Source organism: Enterobacter cloacae complex sp. 309I3, assembly GCF_050031595.1.
In the GTDB taxonomy this organism is placed as follows: domain Bacteria; phylum Pseudomonadota; class Gammaproteobacteria; order Enterobacterales; family Enterobacteriaceae; genus Enterobacter; species Enterobacter cloacae.
The window spans coordinates 4,658,309-4,678,948 of sequence record NZ_JBLGWI010000001.1 but is presented as its reverse complement, the minus strand read 5'-3'; the positions used below and the strand labels follow the sequence as shown (position 1 = coordinate 4,678,948).

16 protein-coding genes are annotated in these 20,640 nt (G+C 55.8%); 8 read left to right on the top strand and 8 right to left on the bottom strand.

Annotation, left to right across the window (positions count from 1 at the left end; genetic code table 11):
* The first annotated feature begins 102 nt into the window (after positions 1 to 102).
* From hmsP to ACQG22_RS22415, 3 genes are all read left to right on the top strand, one after another.
* Positions 103 to 2,109, top strand: a complete 2,007-nt coding sequence (hmsP, locus tag ACQG22_RS22425; protein WP_369706710.1) for a biofilm formation regulator HmsP — start codon at positions 103 to 105, stop codon at positions 2,107 to 2,109.
* A 159-nt stretch (positions 2,110 to 2,268) separates the two neighbouring features.
* A complete protein-coding gene (locus ACQG22_RS22420; protein ID WP_013099213.1) occupies positions 2,269 to 3,555 on the top strand; it encodes a dicarboxylate/amino acid:cation symporter in 1,287 nt (428 codons plus the stop codon).
* Positions 3,556 to 3,781: 226 nt separating this feature from the next.
* On the top strand, positions 3,782 to 5,275 hold the full coding sequence (locus ACQG22_RS22415) for a M16 family metallopeptidase (RefSeq protein ID WP_023620051.1): 1,494 nt from the start codon (positions 3,782 to 3,784) through the stop codon (positions 5,273 to 5,275).
* A gap of 62 nt (positions 5,276 to 5,337) precedes the next feature.
* On the opposite strand, the gene ACQG22_RS22410 is transcribed toward ACQG22_RS22415, so the two are convergent.
* Positions 5,338 to 6,267, bottom strand: coding sequence for a sugar kinase (locus tag ACQG22_RS22410; RefSeq protein WP_013099211.1), 930 nt, complete (start codon positions 6,265 to 6,267; stop codon positions 5,338 to 5,340).
* Positions 6,268 to 6,496: 229 nt separating this feature from the next.
* On the opposite strand from ACQG22_RS22410, the gene pdeH reads away from it, so the two are divergent.
* Positions 6,497 to 7,270 (top strand): cyclic-guanylate-specific phosphodiesterase, encoded by a 774-nt coding sequence (pdeH, locus tag ACQG22_RS22405; RefSeq protein WP_013099209.1) that lies wholly within the window; start codon positions 6,497 to 6,499, stop codon positions 7,268 to 7,270.
* Positions 7,271 to 7,336: 66 nt separating this feature from the next.
* Positions 7,337 to 9,379 carry an AsmA family protein gene (locus ACQG22_RS22400; RefSeq protein ID WP_368267668.1) on the top strand — a complete coding sequence of 681 codons (2,043 nt, stop codon included), beginning with the start codon at positions 7,337 to 7,339 and terminating at the stop codon, positions 9,377 to 9,379.
* Between the two features lie 93 nt (positions 9,380 to 9,472).
* Here ACQG22_RS22400 and ACQG22_RS22395 read toward each other — a convergent pair whose 3' ends face one another.
* The 3 genes from ACQG22_RS22395 to ACQG22_RS22385 all read right to left on the bottom strand — a co-directional run bounded on the left by ACQG22_RS22395 (position 9,473) and on the right by ACQG22_RS22385 (position 13,034).
* The gene (locus ACQG22_RS22395) at positions 9,473 to 10,795 is read right to left on the bottom strand and encodes an MFS transporter (RefSeq protein ID WP_013099207.1); all 1,323 of its coding nucleotides are present in this window, start codon (positions 10,793 to 10,795) and stop codon (positions 9,473 to 9,475) included.
* A 263-nt stretch (positions 10,796 to 11,058) separates the two neighbouring features.
* A complete protein-coding gene (gene yhjD / locus ACQG22_RS22390) occupies positions 11,059 to 12,084 on the bottom strand; it encodes an inner membrane protein YhjD (protein ID WP_013099206.1) in 1,026 nt (341 codons plus the stop codon).
* 50 nt (positions 12,085 to 12,134) lie between these two features.
* On the bottom strand, positions 12,135 to 13,034 hold the full coding sequence (locus tag ACQG22_RS22385; RefSeq protein ID WP_029883692.1) for a LysR family transcriptional regulator: 900 nt from the start codon (positions 13,032 to 13,034) through the stop codon (positions 12,135 to 12,137).
* 119 nt (positions 13,035 to 13,153) lie between these two features.
* On the opposite strand from ACQG22_RS22385, the gene ACQG22_RS22380 reads away from it, so the two are divergent.
* Positions 13,154 to 13,912 (top strand): SDR family NAD(P)-dependent oxidoreductase, encoded by a 759-nt coding sequence (locus tag ACQG22_RS22380; RefSeq protein ID WP_020686105.1) that lies wholly within the window; start codon positions 13,154 to 13,156, stop codon positions 13,910 to 13,912.
* 173 nt (positions 13,913 to 14,085) lie between these two features.
* Positions 14,086 to 14,688: a helix-turn-helix transcriptional regulator gene (locus tag ACQG22_RS22375; RefSeq protein ID WP_038420781.1), complete on the top strand. Its 603-nt coding sequence runs from the start codon at positions 14,086 to 14,088 to the stop codon at positions 14,686 to 14,688.
* Here ACQG22_RS22375 and ACQG22_RS22370 read toward each other — a convergent pair.
* Both ACQG22_RS22370 and ACQG22_RS22365 read right to left on the bottom strand, forming a co-directional pair.
* Positions 14,667 to 14,993 (bottom strand): glycoside hydrolase family protein, encoded by a 327-nt coding sequence (locus ACQG22_RS22370; RefSeq protein ID WP_369706711.1) that lies wholly within the window; start codon positions 14,991 to 14,993, stop codon positions 14,667 to 14,669. The two genes, ACQG22_RS22375 and ACQG22_RS22370, sit on opposite strands and share 22 nt — an antisense overlap.
* Positions 14,994 to 15,064: 71 nt before the next feature.
* Entirely contained in the window at positions 15,065 to 15,604 is a 540-nt protein-coding gene (locus tag ACQG22_RS22365; protein WP_038983930.1) for a GNAT family N-acetyltransferase, read from the bottom strand.
* A 148-nt stretch (positions 15,605 to 15,752) separates the two neighbouring features.
* Here ACQG22_RS22365 and ACQG22_RS22360 point away from each other — a divergent pair, with 148 nt between their 5' ends.
* Positions 15,753 to 17,342: an STY4199 family HEPN domain-containing protein gene (locus ACQG22_RS22360; protein WP_094916687.1), complete on the top strand. Its 1,590-nt coding sequence runs from the start codon at positions 15,753 to 15,755 to the stop codon at positions 17,340 to 17,342.
* A 58-nt stretch (positions 17,343 to 17,400) separates the two neighbouring features.
* Here the strand turns inward: ACQG22_RS22360 and ACQG22_RS22355 are convergent, their stop codons facing one another.
* Together ACQG22_RS22355 and gorA are read right to left on the bottom strand one after the other, a co-directional pair.
* Positions 17,401 to 19,050, bottom strand: coding sequence for an alpha,alpha-trehalase (locus tag ACQG22_RS22355; RefSeq protein ID WP_013099199.1), 1,650 nt, complete (start codon positions 19,048 to 19,050; stop codon positions 17,401 to 17,403).
* A gap of 183 nt (positions 19,051 to 19,233) precedes the next feature.
* Positions 19,234 to 20,586, bottom strand: coding sequence for a glutathione-disulfide reductase (gene gorA, locus ACQG22_RS22350; protein WP_149897019.1), 1,353 nt, complete (start codon positions 20,584 to 20,586; stop codon positions 19,234 to 19,236).
* Between the last annotated feature and the right edge of the window lie 54 nt (positions 20,587 to 20,640).

The window sequence follows — 20,640 nt, the reverse complement described above, 5'->3', positions numbered from 1 at the left end:
CATTTGTAAGTCTCTCTTAAAAGTGCGTCGATCGGGTATACTCAGGCGCGCCAGGTTTACACCCTGGTGCGCCCTGCGCTTCGAGTTCTGTGGAGAGTCATTTTGCGTGTCAGTCGTTCCTTAACGATCAAACAGATGGCGATGGTTTCTGCTGTCACCTTGCTGTTTGTACTGCTATTTTGCGTCATTTTGCTGTTTCATTCCGTACAGCAGAATCGCTATAACACGGCTTCGCAATTAGAAAGTATTGCCCGCTCGGTGCGTGGCCCGCTTTCGGCTTCTATTCTGAAAGGCGATATTCCCGAAGCGGAAACCATTTTAAAACGTATTCAGCCTGCGGGCGTCGTCAGCCGCGCAGACGTGGTGCTGCCGAACCAGTTCCAGGCGCTGCGGATGAGTTTTATCCCCGAACGTCCCGTCCCGATGATGGTGATGCGCCTGTTTGAACTGCCGGTACAAATTTCGCTTCCCATCTACTCGCTTGAACGCCCTGCAAATCCGCAGCCGCTGGCCTATCTTGTTCTGCAGGCGGACTCGTACCGCATGTATAAATTCGTCATGAGTTGGTTTATCACGTTAGTGACCACTTGCTTACTTATGACGCTGATACTGAGCGTGGCGCTGACCTGGTGCATTAACCGGCTGATTGTCCACCCGCTGCGGCGTATCGCCCGGGAGCTGAACGCGCTTTCTCCCCAGGAGCAGATGGGTCATCAGCTTGAGCTGCCCCGCCTGCATCATGACGATGAGATCGGCATGCTGGTGCGCAGCTACAACCTCAACCAGCAGCGCATTCAGCGTCAGCAGGATGAACTGAACAGTAGCGCCACCCGTTTTCCGGTGTCGGAGCTTCCTAATAAAGCGTTCCTGATGGCGATGCTGGAGCAGACCGTGGCGCGCCAGCAGACCACGGCGCTGATGGTCATCGCCTGTGAAACCCTGCAGGATACCGCTGGGGTGCTCAAGGAGAGCCAGCGTGAAATGCTGTTACTGACGCTGGTCGAAAAGGTTAAATCGGTGCTTGCTCCACGTATGGTGCTGACTCAGGTCAGCGGTTATGACCTGGTGGTGATTGCGAACGGCGTGCAAGAGCCGTGGCATGCGATCACGTTAGGTCAGCAAGTACTCACTGTCATTAATGAGCGGCTGCCCATTCAGGGTATGCAGCTTCGCCCCAGCGCCAGTATCGGGATTGCCATGTTCTATGGCGATCTGACCGCAGAGCAGCTCTATCGTCGCGCCTTCTCGGCGGCATTCACCGCCCGTCGCAAAGGGAAAAACCAGATCCAGTTCTTCGACCCGGATCAGATGGAAAAGGCGCAGCAGCGTCTGACGGAAGAGAGCGACATCCTCACCGCGCTGGATAACCACCAGTTTGCCCTCTGGCTCCAGCCGCAGGTCAATTTGCTGACGGGTGAAGTGGAAAGCGCGGAAGCACTGTTGCGCGTGCAGCAGCCGGATGGCAGCTGGGAGCTGCCGGAAGGGTTAATCGAACGTATTGAGTCCTGTGGTCTGATGGTCACGGTGGGCTACTGGGTGCTTGAGGAGTCATGCCGCCAGCTTGCCGCCTGGCAGGAGCGTGGTGTCAACCTGCCGCTGTCGGTCAATCTCTCTGCCCTGCAGTTGATGCATCCCACTATGGTCTCGGAGATGCTGGAGCTCATCAATCGCTACCGGATCCAGCCGGATACGCTGATTCTGGAAGTGACGGAAAGCCGTCGTATTGACGACCCGAATGAGGCGGTCGCGATCCTCAAACCGCTGCGCAACGCCGGTATCCGCATCGCGCTGGATGATTTTGGCATGGGCTATGCCGGACTGCGTCAGCTTCAGCACATGAAAACGCTGCCGGTGGATGTCCTGAAAATCGACAAAGCGTTTGTCGATGGGCTGCCGGAAGACAGCAGCATGGTGCAGGCCATTATTCAGATGGCGCGTAGTCTCAACCTGAATCTGATTGCTGAGGGTATCGAGACGGAAGCGCAGCGCCGCTGGCTGGCTGAGGCGGGTGTCGGTAAAGGCCAGGGCTTCCTCTTTGCCCGTGCCGTCCCGTCGGATGTCTTTGAACAACGGTACCTTTCCGGCGCTGGCAATAACGCAAAAGTGTAATTTTGTTGCTGGCTTGTGCGAGCCAGCTCAAAGTTCTTAACATTTGTGTTTCAAATTTGAACTGAGTTTATTTCTGTCCTGTTATGCGGGTGTTATTTTAGAGCCGCAGGTTAACCATAACCTTACAAAGCCTGTGGTTTTTCTTCCCAAGGACATTCTATGAAAACCTCACTCTTCAAAAGTCTTTACTTCCAGGTCCTGACAGCCATCGCAATCGGTATTTTACTGGGTCACTACTACCCGGAACTGGGTGCGCAAATGAAACCGCTTGGCGACGCGTTCGTTAAGCTCATTAAAATGGTCATCGCCCCGGTGATCTTCTGTACGGTGGTAACCGGTATCGCTGGCATGGAAAGCATGAAGGCGGTAGGGCGTACCGGTGCAGTGGCGCTGCTTTATTTCGAAGTGGTCAGCACCCTGGCACTGATTATCGGTCTGATCATTGTCAACGTGGTACAACCTGGCGCTGGCATGAACGTCGACCCGTCGACGCTGGATGCCAAAGCGGTGGCGGTTTACGCTGAGCAGGCGAAAGATCAGGGCGTGGTCGCCTTCCTGCTGGACGTCATTCCCGGCAGTGTGATCGGGGCGTTTGCCAGCGGAAACATTCTGCAGGTGCTGCTGTTCGCCGTCATGTTTGGTTTTGCCCTGCATCGTCTGGGCAGCAAAGGCCAGCTGATCTTTAACGTCATTGAAAGCTTCTCGCAGGTCATCTTTGGCATCATCAATATGATCATGCGCCTGGCGCCGATTGGTGCCTTCGGAGCAATGGCGTTCACCATCGGTAAATACGGCGTCGGCACGCTGGTACAGCTCGGCCAGCTGATTATCTGCTTCTATATCACCTGTATTCTGTTTGTGGTGGTGGTGCTGGGGTCGATTGCCCGCGCGGCCGGTTTCAGCATCTTCAAATTTATCCGCTATATCCGCGAAGAGCTGCTGATTGTGCTGGGGACCTCCTCCTCTGAGTCGGCGCTGCCGCGCATGCTCGATAAGATGGAGAAGCTGGGTTGTCGTAAATCGGTGGTGGGGCTGGTGATCCCGACAGGGTACTCCTTTAACCTCGACGGTACCTCGATATACCTGACCATGGCGGCAGTGTTTATTGCACAGGCAACCAACAGCCATATGGATATCTTCCATCAGATCACCCTGCTGGTGGTGCTGCTGCTCTCGTCGAAAGGGGCTGCGGGCGTAACGGGCAGTGGCTTTATCGTGCTGGCGGCGACCATTTCCGCTGTGGGACATCTGCCGGTGGCCGGTCTGGCGTTGATTCTCGGTATTGACCGCTTTATGTCTGAAGCGCGTGCGTTAACCAACCTGGTGGGTAACGGCGTGGCTACGGTTGTGGTGGCAAAATGGGTTAAAGAGCTGGATCACAAAAAGCTCGACGATACGCTGAATAATCGCTCTTCTGATAGCAAAAACCCGGGTTTATCCTCCTGATTTTCCGCTAAATTCCCGCATTCCCTTGTCGGAATGCGGGCTCCTGCGCATAATGACTGTTCGTACCTGTCATAATTCGACAAGATTTTTTTTGGGTATATTGCACTTCTCACCGTGACGTTTTGCCGAACGCGCGGTCTAATCGACGTGTTTTCATCGTCATCTTTTAGAGTGAAGCGCGTCGCGAGACACTCTTTTTAACCAGGAATGTTGATCAGGGGTTCACATGCAGGGCACAAAAATTCGACTCTTAACCGGCGGTTTGCTGATGATGGCAGCAGCCAGTTATGTGCAGGCAGATGCGCTCCAGCCAGACCCGGCATGGCAACAAGGGACCCTGGCGAATGGTTTTCAGTGGCAGGTGTTAGCCACGCCGCAGCGTCCCAGCGATCGTATTGAGATCCGTCTGTCTGTGAATACCGGCTCCCTCACCGAAAGCACCCAGCAGACCGGCTTTAGCCATTTTATTCCCCGACTGGCGCTCACCCAGAGCGGCAGTTTACAGGCTGTTCAGGTGCGTTCGCTCTGGCAGCAGGGCATTGACCCGAAGCGTCCATTGCCGCCGGCTGTCGTCTCGTATGACTACACCATGTTTAACCTGAGCCTGCCGAATAACCGTAACGATCTGCTCAAAGAAGCCCTTACGTATCTCTCCGATGCCACTGGCAATCTGGCGATCACGCCGGAAACCGTTAACTATGCGCTGAGCAACAGCGATATGGTGGCGACCTGGCCTGCGGATACCAAAGAGGGCTGGTGGCGTTATCGCCTGAAAGGCTCAGCGCTGCTTGGGCACGACCCGGCAGAGCCGCTGAAACAGCCGGTCGATGCCGAACAGGTAAAATCGTTCTATCAGAAATGGTACACCCCGGACGCGATGACGCTGATCGTGGTCGGGAATGTGGATAGCCGCGCGGTGGTTGAGCAGATCAACAAAGCCTTCGGCGAGCTGAAAGGCAAGCGTGAAACGCCTGCTCCTGTCCCGACGCTCTCCCCGCTGCGGACAGAGCCAGTCAGCATCTCCACTGATGCCGTGCGTCAGGACCGGCTCTCCATGATGTGGGATACCGCCTGGCAGCCTATCCGCGAATCCGCCGCGCTGCTGCGCTACTGGCGTGCGGATCTGACGCGTGAGGCGTTGTTCTGGCACGTTCAGCAGAGCCTCAGTAAGAACAGCGTGAAGAACATTGCGCTGGGCTTCGACTGCCGGGTGCTGTTCCAGCGCGCCCAGTGCGCCATTAATATCGAATCGCCTGGCGATAAGCTGAATGCCAATCTGGGCGTGGTGGCGAAAGAGCTGGCAAAAGTGCGCAAAGAGGGCCTGTCTGAAGAAGAGTTCAACGCGCTGGTCGCGCAGAAAAAGCTGGAACTGCAGAAGCTGTTTGCCACCTATGCCCGCGCCGATACGGATATCCTGATCAGCCAGCGTATTCGCTCCTTGCAGAATCAGGTGGTGGACATCGCACCGGAACAGTACCAGAAGCTCCGTCAGGACTTCCTGAATGGGCTGACCGTCGATATGTTAAATCAGGATTTACGTCAGCAGCTGTCGCAGGATATGGGATTAGTCCTTCTGCAGCCGAAAGGCGAGCCGGAATACAACATGAAGGAGCTGCAGGCGACATGGGATTCAATCATGACCGCCGCGCCGCAACCTCCACAGGCGGCAACGTCTGATGATCTGCATCAGGACGCGACGGATATTCCACAGGGGCAGTAATCTAAAAAATTCCCTCTCCCGGTGGGAGAGGGTCAGGGTGAGGGCACCAGCCCGCACCTTATTTAAGCAGGCATCGCCTCACGCGGAATAATCGCCCCGCGATACTGAATCACCGTGCTGGCCGTCAGGTGCCCGCGCTGTGCAGCCGCTTCAGGCGTGCCGCCCGTCAGGCGCACCGCCAGATAGCCCGCGCTGAAGGAATCTCCCGCTGCCGTAGTATCCACCACTTTGTCCTTCGCCAGTTTCACCGCCGGGACGTCAATCACCGCCTCACCTGCTACGGCCACCAGGCACGATGCCGCGCCGCGCTTAATCACCACTTCGCTCACGCCAGCGGCCTGGGTGCGCGCAATAACCTCATCAACAGGTTTCTCGCCCCACAGGGCATCTTCGTCGTCGAGCGTCAGGAACGCGATGTCGGTGCACTGCAGCATCTGCTGGTAAACCTGCTGCGTCTCTTCACGGCTGGCCCACAGGCGCGGACGGTAGTTGTTATCAAAAATGACCTTCCCGCCATTGGCGCGGCATTCGCGCAGCAGCGACAGCAGCTTTTCACGACTGGTCGGGCTTAATATGGCGAGGCTAATCCCGCTCAGATAGAGATAATCAAACGTCGCCAGCGTTTCGCAAATGGCGGCTGCGTCGTCGCTTTCCAGCCAGTATTTGGCCGCGGCTTCGTTTCGCCAGTAGTAGAAGGTGCGCTCGCCGGTATCATCGGTTTCAATGTAATACAAACCCGGCAGTCGGTTTTCCATGCGCTGAATCAGCGAGGTATCAATGTGTTCGCTCTGCCAGGCGTCCAGCATTTGCTGGCTGAAACTGTCCGTACCCAGTGCGGTGACGTAGTTCACGGTGAGGGCCTCCGGCGGCACCTGACGGGCAATATACACGGAGGTGTTTAAGGTATCGCCACCAAAACCGCGGCTAACGTCCGCGCCTTTTTGTGACAGCTCAATCATGCATTCGCCAATAACGGCAATTTTTTTGGACATAATCATGAACCTGAACAGAGTATTTAAAAGCAGTGTGCGCTGTGTGAATTATCAGGTCAACTATATTAAAACATCGTTCCATTATTTTTTTTGAACCAGCGCGTGTTCCTGTTCATTTCTGTCATCTTAATTTCATTTTCCCGGTGAATTGAACATAAAGTTCTCAATTATCGCGCCGATAACCCAGTGACGAGTCCAGAAAGGCCATCCCAACAACAGGACATCTGAAATGAAGTCAGAGCAGGTTATCCAGCGGCTGAGCACTACGCCTGAGGCAAGTATTGAGAACTTGCAGGAGCATCGCTACTGGCTGCAATGTGAGCGTGTGTACACCTACCAGCCGATCTATCGTACCGACGGTCGACTGATGGCGATTGAAATTTTGACGGTCGTTACACACCCCTCTAACCCTTCTCAGCGTATCGCGCCGGACCGCTATTTTGCCGAAGTCGCCGTGCGCCAGCGCCTGGACGTGCTGGAAGAGCAGTTGCGCATGCTGGAAACGAAAAAGGCCTTTTTCGAACAGCACGATATTCTGGCCTCGGTCAACGTGGATGGCCCAACCCTGCTGGCGCTGCGCCAGAACGCGAAGTTGCAGGAGCTTATCGCCACCCTGCCGTGGATGCGCTTTGAACTGGTGGAGCATGTCCGCCTGCCGCAGGAATCCTCCTTTGCCTCGATGTGTGAATTTGGCCCCCTGTGGCTGGATGACTTTGGCACCGGCATGGCGAACTTCTCCGCCCTCAGCGAAGTGCGTTACGACTACATCAAAGTGGCCCGCGATCTGTTCATTATGCTGCGCCAGACCCCGGAAGGGCGGAATCTGTTTACGCTGTTATTACAGCTGATGAACCGCTATTGCAAAGGCGTCATTGTGGAAGGTGTGGAAACGCTGGAAGAGTGGCGCGATGTGCAAAACTCACCCGCCGCCGCCGCGCAAGGCTATTACCTCTCACGTCCGGTGCCCATGGATACCCTCGACGGTGTGATAACCAACCTCTGAACCGCCCGTTTCCCTTTGTCTGGACTATAGTTTTACAGGACAGGTCATCAGGAAAAGGGGATCAAAATGACTAAAACAACCAGGGTAATCTCCTGGACAGCAGGGATTTTCTTGTTGTTGATCGTGGTCGCTATCATCATTATTGCGACATTCGACTGGAACCGTCTTAAGCCGACCATCAACCAGAAAGTCTCAACTGAACTGAACCGCCCCTTCGCGATACGCGGTGATTTGGGCGTGGTCTGGGAGCGTCAGAAAGAAGAGACCGGCTGGCGAAGCTGGATCCCCTGGCCGCACGTTCACGCCGACGACATCGTTCTGGGCAATCCGCCGGATATTCCTGCCGTCACCATGGTGCATCTTCCGCGGGTTGAAGCCACGCTGGCGCCGTTAGCGCTTCTGACAAAAACCGTCTACCTGCCGTGGATCAAGCTTCAGCAGCCCGATGCACGCCTGATCCGTCTCTCGGAAAAAAACAATAACTGGACCTTTAACCTCGCCAGTAGCGGCGAGAAAGATCCCAATGCCCAGCCCTCTTCGTGGTCATTCCGTCTCGATAACATTCTGTTCGATCGCGGGCGGATCGCCATCGACGATAAAGTCAGCAAGGCCGACGTGGAGATCCTGGTCGATCCGCTGGGTAAGCCGCTGCCGTTCAGTGAAGTGACCGGCACCAAAGCGAAAGGGGATAACGCCAGCGCGGGCGATTACGTTTTCGGCCTGCGGGCCACCGGGCGCTACAACGGACAGCCACTGACCGGCACCGGTAAAATTGGCGGCATGCTGGCGCTGCGAAGCGCAGGTACCCCGTTCCCGGTGCAGGGGGACTTCCGCTCCGGCAACACGCGAGTCGCCTTTACCGGCACGGTCAACGATCCAATGAACATGGGCGGGGTCGATCTGCGGCTGAAGTTCGCCGGAGATTCGCTGGGGGAGCTCTACGAACTCACCGGCGTGCTGCTGCCGGATACGCCGCCGTTTGAGACGGACGGGCATCTGGTGGCCAAACTCGATACGGAAAAATCGTCTGTCTTTGACTATCGGGATTTCAACGGCCGTATCGGTGACAGCGATATCCACGGTACGTTGACCTACACCACTGGCAAACCGCGTCCGAAACTGGAAGGGGATGTGGAGTCCCGCCAGCTGAGGCTTGCCGATTTGGGCCCTCTGATCGGCGTTGATTCCGGCAAAGGCACGAAGTCGAAAGAGGTCAAAAAAGACCTTCAGCCCGCGGGGAAAGTGCTGCCCTACGATCGCTTTGAAACCGACAAGTGGGATGTAATGGATGCGGATGTGCGCTTCAAAGGGCGAAAAATCGAGCACGGCAGCACGCTGCCGATCAGCAACCTCTCAACCCATATTCTGCTTAAAAATGCCGACCTGCGTCTGCAGCCGCTGAAGTTTGGCATGGCGGGCGGAACCATCTCCTCGAACATTCATCTGGAAGGCGATAAAAAGCCGATGCAGGGTCGGGCTGATATACAGGCGCGCAGGCTTAAGCTGAAAGAGCTGATGCCCAACGTGGAGCTAATGCAGAAGACCCTTGGTGAAATGAACGGTGACGCGGACATTCGCGGGGTGGGGAACTCCGTGGCGGCGCTGCTCGGGAGCAGTAACGGCAACCTCAAGCTACTGATGAACGACGGGCTGGTGAGCCGCAACCTGATGGAGATCCTGGGGCTGAACGTCGGGAACTACATCATCGGGCAGATCTTTGGTGACGATGAGGTGCGGGTGAACTGCGCGGCGGCGAATCTGGATCTGGTTAACGGCGTGGCGCGACCGCAGATTTTTGCCTTCGACACGGAAAACGCGGTAATCAACGTGACCGGAACCGCCAGCATGGCCTCTGAGCAGCTTGATTTAACCATCGACCCGGAAAGCAAAGGGATCCGTATCATCACCCTGCGCTCGCCGCTCTACGTGCGCGGCACTTTCAAAAATCCGCAGGCGGGGGTAAAACCCGGGCCGCTGATTGCACGCGGTGCGGTGGCGGCAGCGCTCGCAACGCTGGTCACGCCAGCTGCGGCGCTGCTGGCGTTGATTTCGCCATCAGAAGGGGAAGCCAATCAGTGCCGGACGATTTTGTCACAGATGAAGAGGTAAGGTGCGGTCTGTATTTGCCGGGTGGCGGCTACGCCTTACCCGGCCTACGATTCAAATGTAGGCCGGGTAAGCGCAGCGCCACCCGGTATTAGCTTAAAGCGCCTGATGCTTAGTCTCGTGCGTCAGCAGCAGCGCAATCAGCGTCAGTGCCGCCATGGCCGCCAGATACACGCCCACGTAGAACAGGCCATAATTTGCCTGCAGCCAGGTAGCGATATACGGCGCAACGGACGCTCCCAGAATAGACGAGACGTTATAGGAGAACGACGCGCCGGTATAACGCACTTCCGTCGGGAACAGCTCCGGCAGCAGCGCGCCCATCGGGCCGAAGGTTAATCCCATCAAGCTCAGACCAATCAGCAGATACGCCATCACCAGCGCCGGGCTGCCCGAGCCTAACAGCGGCGGGAAGACAAACAGGGCGAACAGAATGATAAGCGTCGTGATGGTGATCATGCTGGAGCGACGGCCAAATTTATCCGCCAGCAGGCCGGCAATCGGCACCATGACACCAAACCCAATCACCGCCATCATCAGCATCCACAGCACTTCGTTACGCGGCAGACCCAGCCCAACCGGCGCGGCAGCGGTGCTGAACGTCATGGAGTAGACGGTCATGATATAGAACAGCGTATAGGTAGCCAGCATGATAAAGGTGCCCAGCACGGTCACGCGGACATGTTTGGTCAGCAGCGTGCCCAGCGGCACTTTTACCTGTTTTTTTGCCGCCGCCACTTTCGCGAACACCGGCGTTTCGTGCAGAGAAACGCGAACATACAGACCAATCAGCACCAGCACGGCCGAGAAGACGAACGGAATACGCCAGCCCCAGCTCATGAACTGCTCGTCGGTCAGCAGCCAGGAGAGCAGCAGGAAGGTGCCGTTCGCAAAGAAGAAGCCAATCGGTGCGCCAAGCTGCGGGAAGGAGCCATACAGCGCCCGTTTACGCGCCGGGGCGTTCTCGGTCGCCAGCAGTGCCGCACCGCCCCATTCACCGCCCAGACCCAGACCCTGACCAAAACGCGCCAGCGCCAGCAGCACCGGTGCCAGAATGCCGATGGTCTCGTAGGTGGGCAGCAGGCCGATGGCGACGGTAGAAATACCCATCGTCAGCAACGAGGCCACAAGCGTCACTTTACGCCCGATGCGATCGCCAAAATGACCAAACAGCGCAGAGCCAATCGGACGCGCGACGAAGGCGATAGCAAAGGTTGCCAGAGACTGTAGCGTGGCCGCCGTCGGGTCGCCCTGCGGGAAGAAAATATGCGGAAAGACGATGACCGCTGCGGTGGCGTAAATGTAAAAGTCGAAGAACTCGATGGCGGTGCCAATCAGCGAGGCGACGACAACTTTATTGCGTGAGTTGACCGGAACGTTTTCGCTCCCGGAATCGAGTGTTGTGGCGGTTGCTTGCATAATATTTTCTTATTTTATGTCGGACGAAAGGCCATATTACGCACAGCAAAAGCGACATTTCAATCTGTAACAAAGCCGCGAACCGGTGATAAAAGCAACAAAAAGCGGATAATGTTCAGGCCAGCCAAAACACTTCCATGAAATGCTTCACAGATTTTAAATATCAGTGGATAAAACTGGTTTTCAGTTAAATAAAAGTTACGGACTGGATATATATGCTGAAATGATGAATCGGGCTGAAACTTTCAGCCCGAAAGGGGGAATTAGCGGTGTGTTTTCCCCGGCATGCGCGTGTCGCCTTTGTATTCGGCGGTGGCAATCCACGCCGCGCAGAACAGCGTCAGGCGGGCGAAGAAGTAGAAGAACGCCATCAGCCCCAGAACGGAGCCAAACGCGGCGCCAGAAGGGGATTTCACCAGTGACGGCAGGGTATAAGTCATAACGATCTTAATAACCTCAAAGCCTATTGCCGCGAGCAGTGTTCCGCGGATCAGCGCTTTTTTGCGCGGACGATGACGCGGCAAGCGCCAGAAGATCCAGAAGAACAGCAGGTAGTTGGCGAAAATGGAAATCGCCAGCCCGATGCCGCGCCACGCAGGCTTGAGCCAGTCGATGTAATCAAGATAGAGCGCGGAGATAATCATCTGCTGCGCGGAACCGGCGACCGAGGTGATGGAGAGCGTGACGACCAGCGCCACCAGCAGACCAATCAGCGAAACAAAATCGCGGAAATACTTAACCCAAATTTTCTCCTGATCCTGAGGCTTACGCTCCCATACCTCGCGCGACTGGGCGCGAATGGCCTCGCGCAGGTTACCCATCCAGTTCACACCGGAATAGAGCGCAATCAGCAAACCGACAATACCCACCGTGGTGCGCTGCTGCACGGCAGTATTGATGGTGCTTTTTAGCGTGGTGGCGAGGGTCGGGTCACTGACGTTATTCAGGATCTTATTGAAAATATCCTGCAGCAGCGTCGGATGAGACGCGAGCACAAAACCGGCCGCCGCGAACGAGACCATCAGGATCGGGATCATCGACAAAAAGGAAAAATAGGTAATCGCTGCACCAAACTGATTTCCCATCCGGTCGTTGAAACGTTCCGCGGCGCGTATCAGGTGCGCAATCATGGGGATCTGCTGAACTCTCTCCGCCAGCGTAGTGACCGTCCCCAGCGCTTTGCTGGCTTTGCCGGGTGTGCTGGGCTCTTCGGGCCCGGTCTCCATCTTCTTGATGGGATCATAATCTAATTGTTGAGTCGGTCGTTGCGGGTTATTTTCCGGCGTCACGCGTTTTTTCCTTTTCGTTGAGCTGGATGTCATTGAATTATAGCTTGCGACTAATCCACGTAAGCTTTTGTGATTTCCGTAAGCCACTCCATAAACAGGTGTACCCGGCGGGAAAGGTTACGGCGGTGGGGGTAAATCAGGGAAACCGGCATGGGTTCAGCCCGGTATTGCGGCAGAACTTCAATCAGCTTTTTCGTGCGCAGAGAATCACGAACGCCCACGCGGGGAACCTGGATAATACCCAGCCCGGCGATGCAGGCGGCATGGTACGTCTCGGTACTGTTGACCGTTAAGACGCCGCCCGTTTTAACCCACTGGGTCGCACTGCCGTTATAAAACTCAAAGCCCTGCGGGCGCGTGCCCAGCATCGCGGCGTAGTGGATTACCGCATGTGAGGCCAAATCGTCCAGCGTTTCCGGATAACCAAACCGCGTCAGATAATCCGTGCTGGCGCAGTTGATAACCGTAAGCTTGCCCAGTGGGCGGGCGATAAGCCCGGAATCTTTCAGGGTGCCGACGCGCACCACACAGTCGAACCCCTCGCGGATCACATCCACCAGACGATCGCTGCTGCTGAGCTCCAGTTCAATACCCGGATACTGCTGCAAAAACGCAGGCAGTTTGGGAATGACTAAATTTCGTGCAACCCCCACCGGCATATCGACGCGTAGCCGCCCGCTGATACTGGAGGGATCGTGCTGGAACATACCGTCCAGTTCATCAAGGTTCGCCAGCAGATCTTTTGCCCGTTCGTAATAGACCATGCCGTCCTGCGTGAGGCTGACGCGGCGCGTGGTGCGGTGCAGCAGTTGGGTGCCCAGGCGATTTTCCAGCGCCTGAATCTGCCGCGACACGCTGCCTCTTGGCAGGGTCAACGTCTCCGCTGCGCGGGAAAAACTCTCCAGCTCCGCGACCCGAACAAACAACTGCATTGCGTTAATTTTATCCATCGGTAGCGCTCATTGTTGTTGTAAATGAAACAGTGAAGCGTTCTGTCACATCTTTATTGATCTTCTATCAGCTAATAAGCTCTTTCTCAATCTCCCTGACAACCGAAATGAGGTTTCTTATGACTGAACGTATCGCTTTAGTGACCGGTGGTAGCCGTGGTTTGGGTAAAAACGCAGCCCTGAAGCTGGCAGCAGAGGGAACAGGTATTGTCCTGACTTATCATCACAATCAGCAGGATGCGCTGGATGTTGTGCAAGAAATTCAGGGAAAAGGGGTAAACGCGGCGGCATTACAGCTTAACGTCGGAGATATCACCCATTTCGAACATTTTGCTCAACAGTTGCAGGAAACTCTCCGAACCGTCTGGCAGCGTGATACCTTTGATTATTTATTGAACAATGCCGGAACGGGTTTATACGCCCCCTATACCGAGACGACAGAAGCGCAGTTCGATGAGGTAATGAATGTACATTTAAAAGGGCCGTTTTTCCTGACCCAGCGCCTGCTGCCGTTGTTGAAAGATGGCGGACGGATCCTCAACGTCTCCAGCGGGCTGGCGCGTTTTACACAGCCAGGCTCCGCGACCTATGCGGCCATGAAAGGGGCGATGGAAGTACTGACCCGCTATCAGGCCAAAGAGCTGGGCGCACGCGGGATCTCCGTCAATATCATCGCGCCGGGGGCAATTGAGACCGATTTTGGCGGCGGACGCGTACGCGATGACGCGCAGCTTAATCAGTTGCTTGCGTCGCAAACTGCGCTGGGGCGTGTTGGCCTGCCGGATGATATTGGTGATGCCATCGCCGCGCTGCTCAGCGATAAACTGGGCTGGATGAATGCGCAACGTATTGAAGTGTCTGGTGGGATGTTCCTGTAATACGCCTCCTTAAGGGGACGGAACCTCTTAAGGAAATCCTTAAAAGAGATGTGTCCAGATACGGGCAGATATAAAGAACGGCGATGAATTTGTAACCTCTCCGTTCATTGAGTTTTTTCTCAAATAACGCCTCTATACAATCCCCCCTCGCTATTCTCAGAGGGAGAAAAACGATGCGAGTAATCATGTTTGACAGGCAGTCGATATTTATTCATGGAGCGATAAACAGTTTGCAGACGTTAATTCCTGAAATAAATATGACAGGAACCCGTCAGGCAGATGAATTATGGGCGCAGTTGTCCGCGTCGCCATCCGCTATCGTCATGATTGACGGCGCATTAATTCAGAATGAGGGCATCAGCTTTCTGAAAGACATTATCACGCGTTTCCCTGCGATACGTGTCGTGATGGTGCTGACGAAAAAAGAGACCCGATGGGCTGAACAGATGTTTCAGCGCAACGTGAAGGCGATTATTCCCCGTAATGCCAGTCCCGAGCGGTTTGCCGCAGTGCTGGATTCGGTCTCCCGGGGGATGGTCTGTTTTCCCGGCGAATGGCTTGCGCAGCAGGCGTCACACCAGGCGTTGTTATCCTTAAGCGAGCGCCAGCGTGAAGTGCTCAAGTTACTGGCCGCCGGGGAGTCGAATAAAGAGATTGGCCGCACGCTCAATATCAGTGCGGCAACGGTAAAGGCCCATCTGGAGTCACTTTTCCGGCGGCTGGATGTAAAAAATCGCACGCAGGCGGCAATGTGCTATACCCGGCTCACCGCCTGAGCGATGGCGTTTATCGGACACGGTGTGTCACTAAAACTGAACATTAACAACACCAGCGCATCGTGCTGGTGTTGCGTTAATGACTGGGCGATATTTTCCTGAATTAACGTCTCATAAATCTGAATATCGTTATCTAACAAGCGCTCTGCTTCAGCAACGGTAATAAGACCATGGAACTTCTCCCATTGCTGAATAACGTGACCATACCCAATAACCTCAGTACCGTGCTCATCACGGTATTTTTCCAGAGACAGCCCTTGCTGTTTTTTAATTAATTCAACGGCAGCAGAAGATAGCTTCAACATGGTATTTTCCTCTTTCAGACACTACTGTAGAGGAAATACGGCACGAAACATATCCGCCAAATGGCCGTTGCTCAGCTGATATTTTCCAGATAGTCGCGCTGTAATAAACCGAATAGCCAGTCATTATGCCAGCGGCCGCCAAGGTAATAGCTCTCACGCAGCTCACCCTCCAGCCGGAAGCGGGCTTTTTCCAGCAGACGCCGGGAGGCGATATTCCCTGCCGTGACGGTGGCGGTGAGGCGGCGGATCCCCCCCTGGTGGAAGGCATAATCACAGAGTGCCTGCAGGGATTCAAAGCCGTAGCCTTTTCCCTGGGCCGCGGGAGCGAAAAGGAAACCGACTTCGGCGCAATCTGCTTCGTGGTGTTTGTAGCCGGTCACCCCCAGCGGAGTCTGGCTGGCGTTATCGCGAACCACGAGGCAGAGCCAGTGCATGCAGCCGGGCGTCCATGGCGTCAGTCGGGAGTCGAAGGCCTCACGAATGTCCGCCACAGTGCGATCCTGCGCGACAAAGCGCATCACATCCGGGTCTTGCTGTAGCGCCAGAAAAAAGGGCCAGTCATCTTCCTGTAACGGCGAGCAGATAAGACGCGAGGTGGTTAGCTGAGGCATTCAGATTCTCCTGAAACAATATAAATGATTTTAGGACTGTCACTTTATTTCAACAGAAAGTCAGGTATGGTTAAGCGCGTATAAATAAAAAGAAAAACGGCCGTTCCGGGCCCCTTTTGGATGTTTTCGTGGTCTTTTAAGGAAAACAATGACGCTCAGCACATCACACCATAACCGCGAACAGTTTGAACACTGTCTGGCGGTCATTCGTCAGGCCTCTGTGGAAATATTGCTTCTCCTGAATGTACATGTTTCTGAGGGAAAAGATCCACGCTGGTTTCTGGAGCAGCTGGATAGCGCCCGTTTAGGCCTGGGCGGATGGGGGGCCGTGGCGAAGAAGCTCAACCTTAACGATGCCGAGATGTCAGAATTTACCCTGCAACTGCGCCTGTTGCAGCAGCGCGTACCGCAGTATGAAAGCGGGCAGGATGTCAGTGAAAATCAGCTTATTGCGGCAATGCGGTTTGTCACCGCGCTGGAACATCTTCGTCTGCAACAGCCTCTTCTCACCTACAGTACCGAGCTGGCGCCGGGCAGCGATCTTGAACAGCAGCAGGCGCACAAGCAGGTGCGTGCAATTGAACTGATGATTAAAGGGCTTATCCAGCAGGCGTGGCCCGATCAGGTCCGTCTGAACAACCATCTGAAGACCCTGTTTAACGCTGACCGCGTGCGGCGCTGGCTAAAGCTTGGCGACATCAACGATGTGCTAAGCGGCATGATGTTCAGCGAGCTGGCCCAGATGCTGGTGGATAAAAAAGAGTACAGCCGCTACTACGCGTCGCTGTTCAGCGATCCGTCCATGCTGACGCTGCTGGTGGAGCCGCGCAAAACGCTGCAAACCTTCCTTGATGACATCCGCCAGATCCGCAACAACCTTACCGTTCAGAAAGCGTTAACCTCGGCGCAAATCCAGCTACTCGACAACTACTACACCCAGATCACCCGGCCCGTACAGCGTGCGTTTGAAGAGGGGCGAACCCGCGTCAACCCGGCCGGGATAATGGCGGTGGATGCCAGCGAACTGCACGCTTTCTGGGAAAAAGCACAGAAAAGGGATCGGGTCACCGGCGGGGATTTATTTGAAGTCCGTGACACCATCGAAAAACCGACCCAGCGCGCCCCGCGCACGCCAGAACAACGCGAGCAGCTCATCTCCGGCGTGTTATGGGGCGCAGTGGGCGTGATGGTCATTGCGATTGTTGTGGGAGGATTCTGGCTGGTGACCAGCAGCTCGCCAGCAGAGACCGCGGTGGCCGCCACCGAAACGCCTGCGCCGCAGGAGATGCGGGAAACGCCCTCCTCGCGGGAGACGCTGACGCGCATGGGCATTACCTGGGACGAGAATAATTTCCGCTCGGCCATCAACCGCAACGACACCCGCATTGCGCAGCTCTTTTTGCAGGGTGGAATGGACTGGAAGCTCTCATGGACGGAAGAGGCGATGTCATCCAACCATGACGACGTGCTGGAGCTGATGTTGCGCTACCGACAGCACATGGTGGAAGAGAAGCCGTGCCGCCGGTTTATCAATACGCTCACCCATGCCATGGCGAATGGCGAATCGCTGACATCCCTGCGTAAACAGTACCTGAAAGCGTTTTGTACCGTCCCGGCCGTGGTGAAACGCCAGCAGCACGATTTGGATATGGCAACGCGCCGCGCCGAGTCACAGCCGAATGCCAGCACAAAAAAATGGCAGGCTATTCAGTCTGCCATTTATGAGGTGATCCGCTGATCGTAACGCCCTCTCCCGGTGGGAGAGGGCGGGGTGAGGGCACCAGACCGCACCCCACTCAAGGCTCCCCATACAACCCAATCAACCGCCGCACCACGCCATTCGTCCAGCCAAAGCCATCCTGCAATGGATACTCACCGCCGCCCCCTTCGCGTGGGGTACTGCTGGCGATGTGATACTTCTCAATCAGCTTATGGTGAGTCTTATAAAAATGATTCACCGTGTGCAGCCAACTCCAGGCGATCTCATCGCCCAGCGAGTCGTTGCCGTACTGCTTGAAGCCCTGAATGGCCATCCACTGCAGCGGTGCCCAGCCATTGGGTTTATCCCACTGCTCGCCGGTTTCGTACTCAGTCGCCAGGATACCGCCCGGGGTGAGCAGACGTGATTTAACCGCATCAGACAAGCGTTCTGCCTGCTCATGGGTCGCCATTCCGACATACAGCGGCACAATGCTCGCCGCAGAGAACAGCGCCATATTTTCCCGACGCCAGTCGTAATCGCGGTAGCAGCCATTTTCTTCATCCCACAGGTAGCGGTTCACCGCTGCCCGGCGATCGCTGGCTTTCTGGCGGAACAGGTCAGCCGTCTCCTTATCTCCTTTCGACGCCGAGATATTGGCGATAGCGCTTTCCAGCTTGAACAGGAAGGCGTTCAGGTCGATAGGGATAAACTGCGTGGTGCGAATGCTGGCCAGTCGGCCCGGTTCGCGCAGCCAGCGGGAGGAGTAATCCCAGCCGGAGGCCGCCCCTGCACGCAGATCGCGATACACCTCATTGGGTGGTCGACCGGAATGGCGGGCCGTCTCCACGTCCTCAATCCACGATTCGTCGCGCGGAGTGTCACGGTCATCCCAGTAGCGGTTCAGCAATGAGCCATCCGGCATACGCACCGCGCTGCGATAGGCCTGATTCAGCAGTAGCGACTCCGCGCCGTCCATCCAGAAGGCGTGCTCCATTTTGAGGTGCTCAAGGTAGCGCTTCGCACCGCGCACCCCGTCCTCTTCAAACAGCTCAACCATCAGGGCAAAGACCGGCGGCTGGGAGCGGCTGAGGTAGTAGGTTCGGTTGCCGTTCGGGATATGACCGTAACGCTCGATCAGCCACGCGAAGTTATCCGCCATACACTTCAGCAGATCGTTACGGCCGCTCTCGGCCAGCCCCAGCATCGAGAAGTAGGAATCCCAGTAGTAGGTCTCACTGAATCGTCCGCCGGGGACGATATAGGCCTGCGGCAGAGCTAGCAGGGAAGACCAGGGAATATGATCCTGCGGCTCGCGCGTCAGCACGGGCCACAGGCTGTCGATATGCTCTTTAAGCGACAGCCCCGGGTCGGACACATACTCCGTGCTATAGGTCTCGGGCAGCCAGAAGTGATTCTCCACGAACTGGCGCAGGTCGAAATCCCGGTGGCGTCGCACCTTACGATAGCGGATCAAAATATCCAGCGGATCCATCTTCGGCGCGCAGTCGGGAAAGGTTTTGCTATCCGCAAACAGCCTTGTTGACTGCACATGTTCGAACAGCTCAAGGTAACGGTCAGCGGGGGTCAGGGCATCGGAGGCGGGTAGCCCCTCGATCATTTCTGGCTCCGGCTCCGCCTCAATCATCTCATCCAGTTTCAACTCGCAGGGATCGGTCTCGTAGCGCAGCTCTTCTGCGATCTCGAACGCGATGTTCTCGTTAGCCTGTAGTTTCTGGTTGAACATAATGATAAGGACCTCCGGTTAGGTGTTCTTGAAGACAGGTTTATCCGGGCGTCTTATAAGCGTAGACATTCGCTTCGGTAGATGGGGAGGAATATGTGCGGTAGATCACTCTTTTCGGAGCATTCGTTTTGCAACGATTTGTGAATGTAAAAAAGAATGCCCCTCAGTGGAGGGGCATCAGGACTAGCGCATGGTCACAAACTCTTCGGCCGCGGTCGGGTGGATCGCCACGGTATTATCGAAGTCTTTCTTCGTCGCGCCCATCTTCAGCGCCACCGCAAAGCCCTGCAGGATCTCATCCATGCCAAAACCAATGCCGTGGATACCGATAATCTTCTCTTCCGGACCCACGCAGACCAGCTTCATGCGGCACGGCTGACGGTGTGAGGTGACGGCGGTATACATCGCGGTAAACGCAGATTTATACACTTTCACCTGATCGTCGCCATACTGCTCGCGCGCCTGCGGCTCGGTTAAACCGACGGTGCCGATAGGCGGGTGGCTGAAGACCACGGTCGGGATGTTGCTGTAATCCAGGTGCTCGTCCGGCTTGTTGTTGAACAGACGCTCGGAAAGGCGACGCCCCGCCGCAACGGCCACCGGGGTCAGTTCAACGGCACCGGTGTTATCGCCCACCGCGTAAATGCCCGGTACGCTGGTGTTCTGGAATTTATCGACGACGATATAGCCTTTTGCGTTGGTTCCCACCCCCGTTGCCGCCAGATTCAGATTGTCAGTCACCGGTTCACGGCCAATTGCCCAGATCAGGCAGTCGACGGTTTGGCTGCGACCATCTTCCAGCTCCAGGGTCAGGCTGCCGTCTGCATTTTTAATCACCGCTTTTGGCACGGCGTTGGTATGCAGGGTTGGACCTTCGGTGTTCATCACTTCTACTAAGGTGTCGACGATCAGCGGATCAAAGCTGCGCAGCGGCGCATGTTTACGCACGAACAGGTGCGCTTCAGCGCCCAGACCGTTAATCACACCGGCCAGCTCGACCGCGATATAACCCGCGCCCACCACCGCAACGCGCTTTGGCAGGGCTGGCAGCTCGAAGAAACCGTCGGAGTCGATGCCGTATTCGGCACCCGGGATGTTCGGGTGGCTCGGACGGCCGCCGGTAGCGATCAGGATATGATCGGCAGTGATCGTCTCCCCGTTCACTTCGATCGTTTTCGCGTCCACAAACCGGGCGAAGCCGTGGATCACATCTACGTTGTTCTTACCCAGCACGTTATCGTACGAGGTGTGAATGCGGTCGATGTAGGCGGTACGGCTGGCGATCAGCTTCTCCCAGTCGAAGTGGTTGATCGTGGTGTCAAAGCCGTAGTCCGGGCCATACATATGGATGGCTTCACGGATTTGCGCCGCATGCCACATCACCTTTTTCGGTACACAACCCACGTTGACGCAGGTGCCGCCCAGCGCTTTGGCTTCAATCAGCGCACACTTCTGGCCATACATGGCCGCACGGTTGATGGAGGCGATGCCGCCGCTACCGCCGCCGATTGCGATGTAGTCATAATGCTTAGTCATAGCTTTTATCCTTAATCGTGAATTGCCGCGATTGTATACCTGAAATCAATAGTT

Bases quoted from the DNA above. Each gene is read 5' to 3' on its own strand.
- ACQG22_RS22365 (WP_038983930.1), bottom strand. From the start codon at position 15,604: ATGCCTCAGCTAACCACCTCGCGTCTTATCTGCTCGCCGTTACAGGAA.
- ACQG22_RS22415 (WP_023620051.1), top strand. From the start codon at position 3,782: ATGCAGGGCACAAAAATTCGACTCTTAACCGGCGGTTTGCTGATGATG.
- ACQG22_RS22395 (WP_013099207.1), bottom strand. From the start codon at position 10,795: ATGCAAGCAACCGCCACAACACTCGATTCCGGGAGCGAAAACGTTCCG.
- ACQG22_RS22400 (WP_368267668.1), top strand. From the start codon at position 7,337: ATGACTAAAACAACCAGGGTAATCTCCTGGACAGCAGGGATTTTCTTG.
- ACQG22_RS22380 (WP_020686105.1), top strand. From the start codon at position 13,154: ATGACTGAACGTATCGCTTTAGTGACCGGTGGTAGCCGTGGTTTGGGT.
- gorA (WP_149897019.1), bottom strand. From the start codon at position 20,586: ATGACTAAGCATTATGACTACATCGCAATCGGCGGCGGTAGCGGCGGC.
- ACQG22_RS22370 (WP_369706711.1), bottom strand. From the start codon at position 14,993: ATGTTGAAGCTATCTTCTGCTGCCGTTGAATTAATTAAAAAACAGCAA.
- ACQG22_RS22385 (WP_029883692.1), bottom strand. From the start codon at position 13,034: ATGGATAAAATTAACGCAATGCAGTTGTTTGTTCGGGTCGCGGAGCTG.
- ACQG22_RS22360 (WP_094916687.1), top strand. From the start codon at position 15,753: ATGACGCTCAGCACATCACACCATAACCGCGAACAGTTTGAACACTGT.
- ACQG22_RS22355 (WP_013099199.1), bottom strand. From the start codon at position 19,050: ATGTTCAACCAGAAACTACAGGCTAACGAGAACATCGCGTTCGAGATC.
- pdeH (WP_013099209.1), top strand. From the start codon at position 6,497: ATGAAGTCAGAGCAGGTTATCCAGCGGCTGAGCACTACGCCTGAGGCA.
- ACQG22_RS22420 (WP_013099213.1), top strand. From the start codon at position 2,269: ATGAAAACCTCACTCTTCAAAAGTCTTTACTTCCAGGTCCTGACAGCC.
- ACQG22_RS22375 (WP_038420781.1), top strand. From the start codon at position 14,086: ATGCGAGTAATCATGTTTGACAGGCAGTCGATATTTATTCATGGAGCG.
- ACQG22_RS22410 (WP_013099211.1), bottom strand. From the start codon at position 6,267: ATGTCCAAAAAAATTGCCGTTATTGGCGAATGCATGATTGAGCTGTCA.